Genomic DNA, 13943 nt, shown 5'->3' on the forward strand with positions numbered 1-13943 from the left:
GTAGTCACGACAGGAGGACCATGTCCGACGGTTTCCGCGACATCCCGACCACTACCCTCGCCGACCTGCTGAACCGCGGCCAGGTGCTGGACCTGGGCATCCGCCCGCTGTGGGGCCCGCCGGTCCCGCGGGTGGCCGGCCCGGCCTACCCCGTGCGGTGCCCGGCCGGGGACAACCTGATGCTCCACGCGGCCATCCACCGCGCCGAGCCGGGCTCGGTCGTCGTGGTGGAGTCCGGCGACCTGGACTACGCGCTGGCGGGCGGCAACGTCTGCGCCGTCGCCCAGCGCCGCGGCATCGCCGCGTTCGTGCTCGACGGCGTGATCCGCGACGTCGAAGAGATTCGCGAGCTGGGCTTCCCCGTGTTCGCCCGCGGGGTCGTCCCGATCCCGGGCACCAAGGCGGCCGTGGCGCCGCTGGGCGAACCGGTGAGCTGCGGCGGCGTCAAGGTGCACGCCGGCGACATCGTGACCGCCGACGAAGAGGGCATCGTGGTGACGCCCGTGGCCGACGCCGAGCGGATCCTGCTCGCCGCGCAGGCCCGCCTCGCCAAGGAGGCCGAGCAGTCGCTCGACGAGTGGGAAGCCGAGCACGAGGCCAAGATCGACGCGATCCTGAAGGACCTGGGTTTCGCGGGCTGACCCCCGCGCCTCGACCGTCGTGAGTGGACGGTCGAGGCTCGGTTTCCCCGTCAGGGATAGGACTTCAGCATCGCCAGGCCGGTGACGGCATCGGACGGGCCGCCCGTGTCGTTCACGACGTGGGCGATCGTGCCCTGGCCGCCGCCGAGGGAGAACGTGATCATGCTGTGGAACCGCACCCCCGGCCGGCGCGGCGCGGCGATCGCGCGGTCGGAGACGATCGTGCGATCCTCCGCGAAGATGCAGTAGCTGCCGAGGCCCCACGCTTCGTGCGTGCGCACGTGGTCACCCACCGCGTACGCCGGGAAGCCCCGGTGGGTCCCGTCCATCCACGAGGCCTGGTCCGGCGGGTCGTAGGGCATCTCGTTCTGGAAGAAGTACGTGCGCCCGCCTTCGCCGTTCCACTGCACCTGGGCCTTCTGGTGGTGCTCGACGAACAGCCCGTACGCGAGCACCCCGGAGCCGTTGACGACCAGTCCCTCGTCGGAGGTGTTGGCGGTCCAGCCCACGCCGGTGCCGTGGTCGGCTCGCCAGAGCCACATGTTGTCGATCAGCACGTCGTTGCTGTTCACCAGCACGCAGCGCTTGGCCTTGCCCACGCCGGCGCCGCCGACCCGGACGAACACGTCGTGCATCGAACTGGGGTTGCGCGCGTGGGAGCGGCGGGAGCCGTCCGGGCCGAAGCGGACGAGCGGGTCGGACGCCACCGGACCGGCGTCGACGAGCAGCCCGGCCACGCGCACGCCGTCCACGTCGTCGACGTCGAGCGCGGTGACGCCGTTGTCCGGGATCAGCGTGGCGTAGCCGAGGCCGAGCACCACGGTGTTCGCACGCGTGACCTTCAGCGGCTGGTCGACGTGGTAGATCCCGGGGGTGAGCAGCAGGTGCTTGCCCTGCGCGAGCGCGGCGTTGAGCTCGGCCGCGGTCTCACCGGGTTTGGCGAGGTGGAACTCGCCGATCGGCAGCGACGTGCCCTCGGGCCGGCGCGCCTCCCAGCTGGTGGCGCGCGTGTCCGTGCGAACGGCGGGCACGAAAACCTGGTACGCCCCGTCGGAATCGACGTACAGGAACGGCTTCTCGCAGATCACCGGCGTGTCCGGCACGCTCGTGTAAGGCGGGGTCGGGAACGTCGTCGCCGGCGCGCCGGGCGTGCCGACGAACACGAAGTTCCAGTTCGAGCCCACCCACGAGCCGAGCACCGAGTTGCGCGTGAGCCACTGCTGCTGGGTGCCGGAGTTGACCTGGCCCGTGATCTGGCAGTCGGCGATGAAGCCGCCGCTGGAGTAACCGCCGTCGGACAGCTTCAGGTCGCCGAGCAGGTAGATGCGGCGGTAGTAGGTGGCCTGCGAAACGGCCCAGGTGTCGGCCCCGCTCTTGGGCACGGCGTTGAGGTTCTCCGCGCCGCGCCAGAAGTTCACGAGTGTGCCGTTGCCGTGCGCGTCGCCCTCCACGCCCAGCGAGCCGGTGATGCTCGCGCCGCTCGGCTGCAGGCCGAGGCCCGCGACCTGGGTGTAGTAGCCGAGCTTGACGTCGACGGAGTAGGCGCCGGGTTTGAACAGCAGCGCGTAGCGGCCGGTGCCGAACTGGCTGCCGCGCTGCTGCGCGTACACGGCGTCGAGGGTGGCCTGGATGTCCGCCGTGCCGGTGGCGGAGTCGAAGACGTGCACGTTGGGGCCGAAGCCGGGCTGGCCGGCGGCGTGGGTGGCGGCCGGCGGGGCCTTCGGGGTCTGCGGGGTCTGCCCTGGCGTCGCGGTCGCTTCGGGTGCGAGCGCGAGCCCGGACGTCGCCGCGAGCGCGGCGCCGGAACCGAGGGCCAGGAAGCTTCTCCTCGCGAGGGTCTGGTCGGGGTGCTCGGACAACGGGGGGACCGTCCTTTCGACGCGACACGACACGTGGCGGCGTGTGCGGTCGAGGAATCCGTGGGACACCGACATTTCCGAGCCGGGCTCACCGGTGTCAAGGCGGCCCCGGTGACCGGGACAGCCGAAAGTTCCGAACCCGTCGCACGCCGTGTTACCACGCAAAGGCGGCACCTTGCGGGAACGGCTAGGGTCGGAAGCGGGGACCGCGATGGAGGAGCAAGCCCATGACCACGAACCAGCCCGGCGGCCAGGAACCCCTGGACGCCGAGATCGTCGAGAACCCGGCCGGCCCGCCCGCGCCCGAGGTGCCCGACCCCGACTACAGCGAGGGTGGCGTGCCCTCGTTCGACTACGTGCGCGACCGCATCGAGAACCGCTACAACACCTCGGTGGGCGCACAGGAGCTCGCGGGCATCGGCGGCCCGGAGACCCTCGAGTCGCTCGACAAGAAGATCGAGGAGCGCGACAAGAAAGCGAAGGACAAGCTCGCCGAAATCCGGCGCGCGATGGGCAAGGAGTAATCTCTCCGTCCCGTGTAGACGGTCACGTCAGCCCTCCCGTGTCGGCGGTGGAAGGCCGGCGGGACGAACCTGCCCACACGGCGCCGGTTGCGACAGCGATTCCGTCGCCTGGCCCGCCCCGCCGGCCGCCGGAGCGTGCTTGGATCAACGACATGGCTACCTCCGTGCGCGTTCCCGGTCTAGTCCTGACCGAACACGAGTTCTCCGTCCCGCTCGACCACAGCCGGCCCGACGGCGAGCAGCTCACCGTCTTCGCGCGGGAGGTCGCCGCGCCCGACGGGCCGGACCGGCCGGTCCTGGTGTTCCTGCAGGGCGGGCCGGGCCAGGAGGCGCCGCGGCCCGTGAAGGGAGCTCCCGGCTGGTTGCCGCGGGCGCTGCAGGACTACCGCGTGCTGATGCTGGACCAGCGCGGCACCGGGCGGTCGACGCCCGTCGGCGCGCTTCCCGGCCGCACGCCCGCCGAGCAGGCCGAGTACCTGGCGCACTTCCGCGCCGACTCGATCGTGCGCGACGCCGAGCTGATCCGCGCGCGGCTGGGGGTGGACCGGTGGAGCGTGCTGGGTCAGTCGTTCGGCGGGTTCTGCGCGCTGACCTACCTCTCCCACGCGCCGCAGAGCTTGCGCGAAGCGTTCTTCACCGGCGGTCTCCCGCCGGTGAAGCGGCATCCCGACGAGGTCTACACCGCGACGTCCGAGACGCTGCTGGAGCGCAACCGCCGCTACTACGAGCGCTACCCCGCCGACCGCGAACGCGTGCGCGGGCTGCACCCGCGCCTGGCGGCCGGTGAGCTCTCGCTCCCCGACGGCACTCCCCTCACGCCGCGGCTGTTCCGGCAGCTCGGCAGCGTGCTGGGCGCCGGTGAGGGCGCCGAGACGCTGCACTACCTGCTCGAGCGCGAGCCGGAGTCGCCGGCCTTCGCCCACGACGTCGCGGCGATGCTCCCCTTCTCCGCGCGCAACCCGCTCTACGCCGTGATCCACGAAGCGTGTTACGCCGACGGCCACGCCACGCGCTGGTCCGCCGAGCGGGTGCGCCCGGCTGCCTACGACGAGGACGTCACGCTGTTCACGGGCGAGCACGTGTTCCCGTCGGTGTTCACCGACCTGCCCGGGCTCGCGCCGCTGCGCGAGGCGGCCGAACTGCTCGCCGAACGCGAGTGGCCGCGCCTCTACGACGAGGACGCGCTGCGCCGCTGCGACGTCCCGTGTGCGGCGGCGATCTACGCCGAGGACGCCTACGTCGACCGCCGGTTCTCCGAGGAGACCGCGCGGCTGATCCCCTCGATGCGGCCGTGGGTGACCAACGAATACGAGCACAACGGCCTGCGCGTGGCCGGGGAGCACGTGCTCGGACGGCTGATCGACCTCGCCCGCGGCCACGTCTGAGCCGGGTGGAAAAGAAGTGCCCGGATGCCGCGCGGAATTGGTGAGCGTGTTACGATCGGTTTTGTTATCACGCGAACCGCTTCGTTATCAGGTCGTTTCCCGCCGCGGCAACCGAGCAATTCCATCGCTCCGGAAAACCCGGCCGTTACCGGATTCGGACGTGGTTTTTCCCACGCTCGGACAATTTCCCTTTTCCCGGTTACTGCGGCAGAATCCCGCCATTGCCCAACGTCGGGCACAGTTCGAGTGGGGAGTTCGCCGTGAAGAAACCGCTGGGCCGACTGGCGGGCGCCGTGCTCGCCGGCGCCGCCCTGACCATCGCATCCGCGCCGGCCGCGTTCGCGCAGGACGACCCACCCGCCCCGACCGAGACCACGGTGACGTCGGAGACCTCGGAGACCACCACAGACTCCGCGACGCCCACCACGTCGGAGACGAGCCCGTCGGACACGCCCACCACGGAGTCGGGCACCCCGACGACCGACGCGCCGCCGAGCGAATCGCCGAGCGCGCCCGGCGCGACGTCGCCGGGCGACCCCCAGGTGCAGACCACCGAAGCGCACCACTCCCCCGCGCAGAATCGGAGCGACGCCGGAACGTCCGATGAGGACCAGCAGGACGCCGACGAAACGTCCGGTAGCGCGGAACCGGGCGACGGCTACACGGACAACGCCGGCCACGGGTTCATCGGCCTCGGCGGCGAAGGCGTGCTGGTGATCGCGTGCGCGCAGGGCGCGCCCGGAAACCTCGCGACGCTCGGGCTGACCGTCACCGCCGGTCCGGACCAGGACGGCGCCGACGGCCGCTACTGGAACTACGACGTGCGCGTGACCGACGGCTACACCGGCACCACAGCTCCGTTCAGCTGGACCTGCGGCACCGAGGAAGGCCACGGCGACGCGACCTTCGAGCAGGAGCAACCGCCCACTTCGGACACTCCCACCCCGACCGATACCCCGACTGACACGCCGACGGACACCAGCTCGCCCGACGACACCGGCACGCCCGACTCACCGGACAGCCCCGCGACGTCGGCGACCGCGTCCGGCAGCACCGCCTCCGTCACCACTGGTTCGGTGCGCAGCACCACGCGCCCGACCGTCCAGGTCCGGTACGCACCGCAAGGTGGCGTCGAGACCGGGTTCGGCGGCACGGCCCGGTTCTGGTTCTGAGCCGATGACGACCAAGCTTCGCCGCACGGCCACGGCCACGGCCGCCGCCGCGCTCGCGCTGGCGGTCGTGGTGGCCGGCTGCGGTTCGTCGGACCCCGCTCCGGCCGCGGCGCCGAAACCGGTGCCCGCGAGCGTGCCGGTCACCAAGCCGTTCAAGGGCCTGCGCCCGACGGAGGTGTCGATCCCGAAGATCGGCGCGAAGTCGAGCCTCATCTCGGTCGCGGTGAACCTGCAGGGCAAGATCTCCGTGCCGTCGGTGAAGACGCCGATGCAGGCCGCGTGGTACCGCCTGTCCCCGGTGCCCGGCGAGGTCGGGCCCGCCGTGGTGCTGGGTCACGTGGACGGCGACAAGAAGCCGGGCATCTTCTACCGGCTCAAGGACCTCGCACCCGGTGACGAGGTGGATATCGACCGCAGCGACGGCAAGAAGCTGAAGTTCACCGTCGCGCGCGTCACGCAGGTGCCGAAGGACCAGTTCCCCGAGGACGCGGTCTACGGCAACAGCAGCAAACCGGAGCTGCGGCTGATCACGTGCGGCGGCGTGTTCGACCACGCCGAGCACAGCTACGTGGACAACATCGTCGTGTACGCCGACTTGGCGTCCTGACGGCGGCTCAGCCGACGAGGGCGTGGACCGCGGCGTACCCGATCGCCGCGGCTCCCACGCCCGCCACGACGCTCAGCACGACGTTGGCCACCGCGGGCCAGTACGCGCGCCGTTCGAACAGGCGCACCGTCTCGTAGCCGAACGTGCTGTACGTCGTGAGCGCTCCGCAGAAACCGGTGCCGGCGAGCAGCGACACGGCCGTGGGCAACGCGGAGCCAGCGCCGGCGAGCCCGCCGAGGATCAGGCACCCGGTGAGGTTGACGACGAAGGTGCCCCACGGAAAGGGGCTGCCGTGGCGCGCCTGCACGAACCGGTCGGTGAGGTAGCGCAGCGGCGCGCCGACGACCGCGCCGGCGATCACGAGCAGGAACGTCACGGCTCGACCGCCCTCTCGCGCCGGACGAACGCCCACCGCGTGAGCCCCATGCCGAGCGCCACGGCGGGCAGCACCGCCACGAGCGTGACCACGAGGTAGCCGAGCGCGACGCCGGCCTCACCCGAGCCCAGGAGCCCCCGGATTTCGACGCTGTAGGTCGAGAACGTGGTGTAACCGCCGAGGATCCCGATCCCGAGGAACGGCCGCACCAGCCGGTGCGCGGTCCACGCTTCGGTGACGACGACCATGAGGATGCCGATGAGGAAACAGCCGGACACGTTGGTCAGGAAGGTCGCCACCGGGAAGTGCCCGGGCTGGGTCGGGAGCAGTACGGCGAGGCCGTAGCGGGCGAGGGCGCCGATTGCGCCGCCGAGGGCGATCACGGCGAGCACCGGCGCGTGCTCGCGCAGTGCGATCCAGCGTGCGGGTGGCCGGCGACGGCCGGGAGCGGCCGGCGGGTCAGGTGATTCGGGCACAGATGTCTCCTACTCCAGGGTGAGCACAGCGGTGCCCTCGGCTCGAGTAGGGACTGTTGGCAGTGGTAACTGCGGTTGTCCGGGAACCCCGTGGTCCGGCGTCCCGGGCGGCGAGCCCCACCGCCGCACCGGGCACCAGGGTACCGGATCAGCTCCGCAGGGCCGTCAACGCGGGCGCGAACATGGTCGCCTTGATCGCGCCGAGCGTGCCGCGGTCCTTGCCGGCGAGCGATGCGACGACCTCGACGGCGGTGGACCGCAGCGCGGCTTCGTCGGCCGTCGCGTCGACCAGGCCCAGGTCCCGGGCCTGCGGGCCACCGAAGCGCCGTCCGGTGGTCATCGACGCGACCGCGGCGGCCGGCGTGAGCTTGGCCTGGATGAGCGCGGCCATGCCGGGCGTGAACGGGATGTTGATGTCGGCTTCGGGGAAGCAGAAGAAGCCGCGGTCGGTGCGCATCACGCGGAAGTCGTGGGCCATCGCGAGCATCGCGCCGGCGCCGAAGGCGTGCCCGTTCACGGCGGCGACGGTGGGCACCGGCAGCGCGAGCACCCGGGCGAGCAGTTCGTGCACCGAGGTCACGTACTTGGCGGCCTCGTCGCCGTGCGCCGTGAGCCACTCCAGGTCGAGGCCGTTGGAGTAGAACTTGCCGCCGCCGATCGTCACGAGCGCGGCGGGCGCCGTGCCGGCGGTGACGGTGTCGAGGTGCGTGGTCACCTCCTCCAGCCACTCCGGCGAGAAGCGGTTCTCGTCGGCACCGAAGTCGAGAACCGAAACGGCGTCGTGCTGCGTGAGGGTCGGCATCGCGGAGTCCTTTGCTCAGGCGGTGTGGGTGGTTTTTCCGGTCCGGGACGGGCGCCGCTTCGGCGGCGGGAGCGCGAGGACGGCGCTCACCGCGGCGGCGAGCCGGCGGCGGCTGTCCTCGCCGACGCGGCCTTCGGCCAGCTCGCGGCGCAGCAGCGCGGTCGGCAGGTCGACGACACACGCGGTGATGACCTCGACGGCCGCGCCGTCGCCACGCTGCCACAGCTCGCGCGCGAGGCGGACGAGCAGGCGCACCAGGCGTTTGTCCAGAGCGTGCAACGCTTCGGCGACCTCGCTGGGCAGCTGCGGGCCGAGCACGCGGTGGGGCGAGACAGTGATCATCAGCCGCGCCGCGTCGGGGCGCAGCCGTGCGACCACGGCGGGCGCGTCCGCCGCGGCGACGACGGCCGCGACGGGCCCCTCGGCGGCGAGAGCCTCGTCGACCAGGTTTTCCTGCACGTCGAGGAAGTGCGTGGCGCCGCGCAGCCAGGCGCGCCCGACGAGCGCGGGCAGTGAGCCGAAGCTGTGGTAGATCGTGCTGTTCGGCACGCCCGCTTCGAGCGCGAGCGCGCGCACGGTGACCTCCTCCGGGCCACGCTCGGCCACGAGCCGCTCGGCGACGTCGAGCAGCCGTTCGGGGTCGTGGATTCGTGGCCTGGGCACGAAAGCGAGAGTAACGGAACATGTGCTCCACAACAACGGTGTTGTGGAGCACATGTTCGAAAACTCCTGGCGCGCGGTTCAGTCGGCGACGAACACGCAGTCGCGGCCGTCGCGGGCGCGCACGTCGGGGTCGTCGAGCCAGTGGCCACCGTCGGCGAGGTAGCGGAAGCGAAGCTCGGCGCCGGAGCGGACTTCGACGGCCGCGGAGCGGGTGCCGTTGGAGCGCTTGCGCAGTTCGTGCCGCCCCGGTTGCCAGTCGTTGAAGTCGCCGACGACGCTGACGGGCCCCGGCGGGGTGTCCAGCGGCAGGACGAACGTCACCTTCCGGTTCGCCTCACCGACCCGGCTGGTCTTGATCACGCGCGATTTCCCTTCGCTTTCCGGCGGTTTCGCCGAAAATCGTGCCACGCCTTCGCGCGCACCGGGCCGCGAACCACCTGCCCGTCCGGGTGAACTCAAGGTTTGCGGCCGCGGACCTCCTTCACCGTCTTGTGCGGGAACCGGCGCTCCACATGGGACTGGGCGGCCGAGCCGCTGGTGACGTACACCGTCTCCTCCTTGTCCTGCAACGGCCGCAGCACGGTGCGCATGAATTCCCGGCGGTCCTCGAGGTACGGCCCGAGCACGTCCTCCCCCGCCGGGCACACCGCCATGCAGTAGGCCGCCTTGTAGTTGGCCTTGAAGGACAGGCTCTGCCACATCGACGCGTTCTCGGAATCCGTGACACGCGAACGGAATTCGGCGCCGTCGCCGCTGTCGGCCACGGTCTCGACCCACTCGGTGAACCCGCCCATGAACTCGCGGTAGTTGTGCGTGGAGCACGCCGCCCAGTCGAACTCGCCGGTCTTGGCGATCGCGCCGACCGGGCACGCGGCCACGCACAGCTTGCACTCCACGCAGGGGTTGTAGTCCAGCGCTTCGCCGTACTCGGACACCTCGGCGTCGACGAGCAGCGTCGCGAGCAGGACGAAGTTGCCGAACTTCGGGTGGATCACGTTGCGGTGCAAGCCCATCACCCCGAGCCCGGCCGCGACCGCGACGGTCTTGTGGGCCACCACCCAGATCCGGCCGGGGAAGCGGTCCATCTCCATCGGGAACGTGGCCGACGGGTTCAGCGCGCGGTGGCCGGCGTCCTGCAGCGCGCGGGTGATCGTGCGGGCCGCTTCGTTGATGATCTCGCCGCTGCGGTGGAACTCCTGGTTCGCGACACTGCGCGCGGGGGTGCGCACGTTGTCGCGGTTCATCCGCACGACCAGCGAGACGAGACTGCGCGTGCCGGGCAACGCCGAGAGCACGTGCGGGCGCTCCCCCGCCAGGTCGGGGTGGTCGAGCGACACCGCCGCGACGTCGTCGGCCCCCGCCGCCAGCGCCAGCTCGCGCAGCCACGCCGCGTCGATCGCCCCGGGCCGCGCGGGGACGCCCCGTTCCAGCACCGCCCGCACCGAAGGGTGGGCGGCGAGTTTGCGCGGTAGCTCGGTCACGGCAACGCCTCCATCAGTAGGAATTTCCAACTTACCGTCCCACGAGCTGAGTCCGATAGCAAGACCGACTCGGCGCACCAAAAGGGGGGACGCGGCCCCGAGGCCACGTCCCCCGTCGGCCGGGCGCCGGTCAGCCGGTGACCGAGATGTCGTCGAGCTGTTCCGCGGCCGGGCGGACCGGGTACAGGTCGCCACCCGGCGGGGCCGGGATGTGCGGCAAGGCCGCACGCGCCTGGGCGTCACCCGCGTCGGCTGCGGCGTGGACGCTGTCGAGGGCCGCGTACTGCAGGAAGTTCAGGTCCGGCAGTGGCCACTGCGACGCCCCGCCCGTCGCGGCCGGCAGCAGGTGGTCGACGGCCTTGAACAGGCTGCCGCCCTCCGGGGTGCGGTAGCTCCACAGGTCGACGCCGACGTGGCGGCCGATCTGCGCGAGCCGGGTGAGCGCGACGAGGTTGAACGTGTGGTAGTGGAAGCTGCGCGTGCGCGTCGACTCCTCGGGCTGGCTGCCGTCGGCGGCGATCTGGTGGTCCAGGCGCGTCTTCTCGGCGGCCAGCACGATCTGCCCGGCCAGCGTCCGGTCGCCGGTGTAGAGCGCGATGCCCGCGGTGAGCATGTCGTAGAACGAACCGTGGTTGTTGGTCTCGGCGGCTTCGTCCTTGCCGTTCTGGCTCGTGCGCAGCCAGGTCAGGAAGTCGGCCGACCAGCCCTGCATCGCCGTCGCGTCGGTCTTCGACCACCCGGGCGCACCCGTGCTCAGGATCTGCGCGGCGTCGAGCACCTGCGTGAAGGTGTAGGCGAATTCGATGATGCCGATCCCGCGGCCGTCGTTCTTGCACGGGATGCCCTGCGCGAAGTTCAGGTTCGGGTTCATCTTCGTGGCCGCGTCGAGGAACCACGTGCGCAGGTCGAGGGCGGCGCGCTGCGCGTACTCCGGCTTGCGCGTGTAGAACCAGGCGAGCGAGAGCTGGTAGATCGAACTGAACGCCGTGAGCCGCTCGGCCTTGTCGGGCACGGCGGTGGTCTCGGGGTTGAGCACGCCGTCGCGCTGCACGTACGGGCAGCCTTGCGGGTTGTCAGCGGTCGCGGACTGGCTCGGCCACCAGTACGGCGCGAGGCTCAGGTAGTCGTGCTTGTCGCCGCTCGGGGGCACGCGGTCCTTGTCGACGACCGTCCACGGGCCCTTGGTCAGGGCCGCGTCGGCCTGCTTGAGCAGGTCGCCGAGCGACGTGCGCAACGTTCTGTCGCCGAGCAGCAGCCCCACGCGGTTCTTCGTGAGCCGGGCCCCGTCGAGGACCACGGTGTCGGGCCGGCACGCGAGGGACCCGATCGGCAGCGAGCACACCGACACCGGCGGCTGCTGCGCGGGGGCGGCGCCGGCCGCGCCCGCCGCGGTGGCGAGCAGGCCGGTGACGGTGGCGAGGACGAGGGAGAGCCGGCCCAGCCGGCAACGGGACCGTGAAGGAGGCAGCACCGCAACTCCGTTCATGTATCTGAATAACTAGCAGATATGTGAACCCAACTTAGGCAGTCGAACGGTCCGGGCCCAGTCGGCAGCACGGCCCAGCGTTACGAAACCGCAGTTGCAGCGCGACCATCCGCCGTTGCGTCTCGCTCTAGGCTGCCGGCGTGTTGTGCCTCAGCTGCGGTGCCCCACTGCCGGCCGGGCCCGGAAAACAGGGCGGACGGCGGCCGCGGTTCTGCTCCGGCGCGTGCCGGCAGCGCGCGTACCGGCGCCGGGTCCGGACCACCCGGCCCGGTGCGGGCTGCACCGGACGGCGCACGGAGCTCGCGACGCTGCGCCGCCTGCTCACCCGCCACCGGCTCGTGACGATCACCGGCCCGGGCGGCATCGGCAAGACCCGGCTCGCGGCCGAGCTCACCGCACCCGTGCTCGATGTGTCCACTGTGGATCCAGCGGTGCCGCCGGACGCCGGCGTCGTTGTCCTGGACGGCTGCGACCACCGTCCCGGCGCCACCGCGGCGCTGATCCGGCGGCTGCTGGGCGAACGGCCGGAGCTGCGGCTCGTGGCCACGAGCCGCGGCCCGCTCGGCGTCGAGGGCGAACAGGTGCTCCCGCTGCGCGGCCTGTCCCCCGCCGACGCGGCGCGGCTGCTCGTGGACCGGATCCACCGGCTGGACCCGTTCTTCGCCGTGCGCCCCGCCGACGTCACGGACCTGTGCCGCGTCCTCGAAGGCGTCCCCGCGGCGCTCGAGCTGGCCGCGCCGCGCGTCCGCCTGCTCGGTCCGGCCGGCGCGGCCGAAGGCCTCACGACGGCGCTCGACCTCACGCCCGGCAACCGGTCCGTGCGCGCTGACCTCGAACGCGATCACCGGCGGCTCGCGCCGGCCGAACGCGCGGCGTGGCACCGGCTGGCAGTGCTGCCCGGGCCGTTCGACGCCGAGCTGGCGGCCGTCCTCGGCGCCGGCCCCGGTGTGCTGGACCGGCTGGTGACGACGTCGCTGCTCGTGCCCGAGCCCGCGGCCGACGGCACGACCGGCCTGCGCCTGTGGGCGGCCGGCCGCGCGTTCGCCCGCGAACAGCTCGACGCCGAAGGGGGCGCGGACGCCGCGTTCGAGGCGCTCGCGGCCCACCTCGTGGCGCAGGTCGAACCGCACCTGCCGGCGTTCCTCCTGCCCGACGGCTTGTGCCGCCGGCTCGTCGCGCGCGCCGACCACGTGCTCGCGGCGATCGGCTGGCTCACCGCGCGGGACGACGCACGGCTCGCCGTGCTGGCCTGCGGGCTCGCCCGGGCGTGGCTCGCGCTGGGGCGCCACCTCGCCGAGAGCGAACGGCTCGTGCGCGCCGCGCTCCCCCACGTCGCCGGTCAGCCGGACCTCACCGCGTCGCTGCTGGCCGCGCTGTGCAAGGCCGCGCACCGCGCCGGCCGCTACGGTGAGCAGCTGCGGATCGGTGCGGACGCGCTGGCGCTGGAGTCCACACTGGACCGTCCGGCGCGCGTCGCGTCGCTCCACGACCTCCTCGCAGCCGGGCATCGCGCGGCCGGCTCGCCGGCGCACGCGGACGGGCACTACCGCGCGGCGCTGTCGCTCGCCCGCGAACTCGATGACCCGGCCGTGCTTTCGTTGCTGCTCAACGATCTCGCGTGGGCCGCACTGGAATCGGGCGACGTCACGGAGGCGCGGGAAGTGCTCGGCGAAGGCCTCCCGCTCGCCCGCGCGCACGCGACCCCCGGCCGGCTCGCGAGCGTGCTGCACACCGCCGGCACCGTCGCCCTCGCCGCCGGCGACCACGCGACGGCCGAGGCCCGTTTCGTGGAAGCCCTCCTCGTCACCACCCCCACCGACGGCCTCAAGGTGCCCTACTTCGCCGAGGGCCTCGCCATCGTCCTGACCACCCGCGGGGACCACGAGCGCGCCCTGGGCCTGTTCGCCTGCGCCGACGCCGTCCGCCTCGGCCTGGGTGCCGTGGCCGAACCCGCGTGGCGCCGGCGCGTCCGCTCGGCCGCCGCCACCGCGACCGCCGCTCTCGACCACCGCCGAGCCCGCGCCGCCACTCGCGCCGGCGCGCGCGTCTCCCTCGCCGCCGCCGTCGCCCACGCCCTCGACGCGAGCGAGCACTTCCACGCCACCGGCCACGACGGGCTGACGCCCCAGGAGCACACCGTCGCCGCCCTCGTGACCGACGGCCTGACCAACCAGCAGATCGCGCGCCGCCTCGGCATCGCCCCGCGCACGGTCGCCACCCACCTCGAACGCATCCGCGCGAAACTCGGCGTCCGCCCCCGCTCCGCGCTGGCCGCCTGGTTCACCCGCACCGCCGCCGACGGGTGAGACGGCTCATGCCACCGAGCCCGTGGGGTCACCGCATCGTCCGAGTGGTATGCCACTTCCCGGACACGAGCCGGCTCGACGGAATGAGGGGACAGCGCATGGCTTCCGGGAGGAGCGACGGAGATACCTGGGACCTGGCCTCCAGCGTCGGGGTGACCGCCACCG

At 72.3% G+C, this 13943-nt stretch carries 14 protein-coding genes; 6 read left to right on the top strand and 8 right to left on the bottom strand.

Annotation, left to right across the window (positions count from 1 at the left end):
- Nucleotides 1–20 precede the first annotated feature (20 nt).
- Entirely contained in the window at nt 21–641 is a 621-nt protein-coding gene (locus ACIA77_RS43155) for an RraA family protein (RefSeq protein ID WP_395891958.1), read from the top strand.
- 50 nt (nt 642–691) lie between these two features.
- On the opposite strand, the gene ACIA77_RS43160 is transcribed toward ACIA77_RS43155, so the two are convergent.
- A complete protein-coding gene (locus tag ACIA77_RS43160; protein ID WP_395891959.1) occupies nt 692–2500 on the bottom strand; it encodes a coagulation factor 5/8 type domain-containing protein in 1809 nt (602 codons plus the stop codon).
- Nucleotides 2501–2727: 227 nt separating this feature from the next.
- Between ACIA77_RS43160 and ACIA77_RS43165 the strand changes: the two genes are divergently transcribed.
- From ACIA77_RS43165 to ACIA77_RS43180, 4 genes are all read left to right on the top strand, one after another.
- Complete coding sequence (locus ACIA77_RS43165; RefSeq protein ID WP_395891960.1) at nt 2728–3024, top strand: hypothetical protein; 297 nt, start codon at nt 2728–2730, stop codon at nt 3022–3024.
- Between the two features lie 152 nt (nt 3025–3176).
- A complete protein-coding gene (locus ACIA77_RS43170) occupies nt 3177–4409 on the top strand; it encodes an alpha/beta fold hydrolase (RefSeq protein ID WP_395891961.1) in 1233 nt (410 codons plus the stop codon).
- 260 nt (nt 4410–4669) lie between these two features.
- Entirely contained in the window at nt 4670–5581 is a 912-nt protein-coding gene (locus ACIA77_RS43175; RefSeq protein ID WP_395891962.1) for a hypothetical protein, read from the top strand.
- Between the two features lie 4 nt (nt 5582–5585).
- Nucleotides 5586–6188, top strand: coding sequence for a class F sortase (locus ACIA77_RS43180; RefSeq protein ID WP_395891963.1), 603 nt, complete (start codon nt 5586–5588; stop codon nt 6186–6188).
- Nucleotides 6189–6195: 7 nt separating this feature from the next.
- On the opposite strand, the gene crcB (ACIA77_RS43185) is transcribed toward ACIA77_RS43180, so the two are convergent.
- The 7 genes from crcB (ACIA77_RS43185) to ACIA77_RS43215 form a co-directional block, all read right to left on the bottom strand.
- Nucleotides 6196–6564 (bottom strand): fluoride efflux transporter CrcB, encoded by a 369-nt coding sequence (gene crcB, locus ACIA77_RS43185; protein WP_395891964.1) that lies wholly within the window; start codon nt 6562–6564, stop codon nt 6196–6198.
- Entirely contained in the window at nt 6561–7040 is a 480-nt protein-coding gene (crcB, locus tag ACIA77_RS43190) for a fluoride efflux transporter CrcB (protein ID WP_395891965.1), read from the bottom strand. Before crcB (ACIA77_RS43190) ends, crcB (ACIA77_RS43185) begins: the two co-directional genes overlap by 4 nt.
- A gap of 148 nt (nt 7041–7188) precedes the next feature.
- A complete protein-coding gene (locus ACIA77_RS43195; RefSeq protein ID WP_395891966.1) occupies nt 7189–7842 on the bottom strand; it encodes an enoyl-CoA hydratase/isomerase family protein in 654 nt (217 codons plus the stop codon).
- A gap of 15 nt (nt 7843–7857) precedes the next feature.
- Nucleotides 7858–8505, bottom strand: coding sequence for a TetR/AcrR family transcriptional regulator (locus ACIA77_RS43200; RefSeq protein WP_395891967.1), 648 nt, complete (start codon nt 8503–8505; stop codon nt 7858–7860).
- 78 nt (nt 8506–8583) lie between these two features.
- Nucleotides 8584–8865: an isoamylase early set domain-containing protein gene (locus ACIA77_RS43205; RefSeq protein ID WP_395891968.1), complete on the bottom strand. Its 282-nt coding sequence runs from the start codon at nt 8863–8865 to the stop codon at nt 8584–8586.
- 95 nt (nt 8866–8960) lie between these two features.
- Nucleotides 8961–9986 (bottom strand): 4Fe-4S binding protein, encoded by a 1026-nt coding sequence (locus ACIA77_RS43210; RefSeq protein WP_395891969.1) that lies wholly within the window; start codon nt 9984–9986, stop codon nt 8961–8963.
- 130 nt (nt 9987–10116) lie between these two features.
- Entirely contained in the window at nt 10117–11457 is a 1341-nt protein-coding gene (locus tag ACIA77_RS43215) for an alginate lyase family protein (protein WP_395891970.1), read from the bottom strand.
- Between the two features lie 155 nt (nt 11458–11612).
- Between ACIA77_RS43215 and ACIA77_RS43220 the strand changes: the two genes are divergently transcribed.
- Entirely contained in the window at nt 11613–13778 is a 2166-nt protein-coding gene (locus ACIA77_RS43220) for an ATP-binding protein (RefSeq protein WP_395891971.1), read from the top strand.
- Nucleotides 13779–13943 lie beyond the last annotated feature (165 nt).

The sequence above is a fragment of the Amycolatopsis sp. NPDC051903 genome (genome assembly GCF_044452505.1).
In the GTDB taxonomy this organism is placed as follows: Bacteria; Actinomycetota; Actinomycetes; order Mycobacteriales; family Pseudonocardiaceae; genus Amycolatopsis.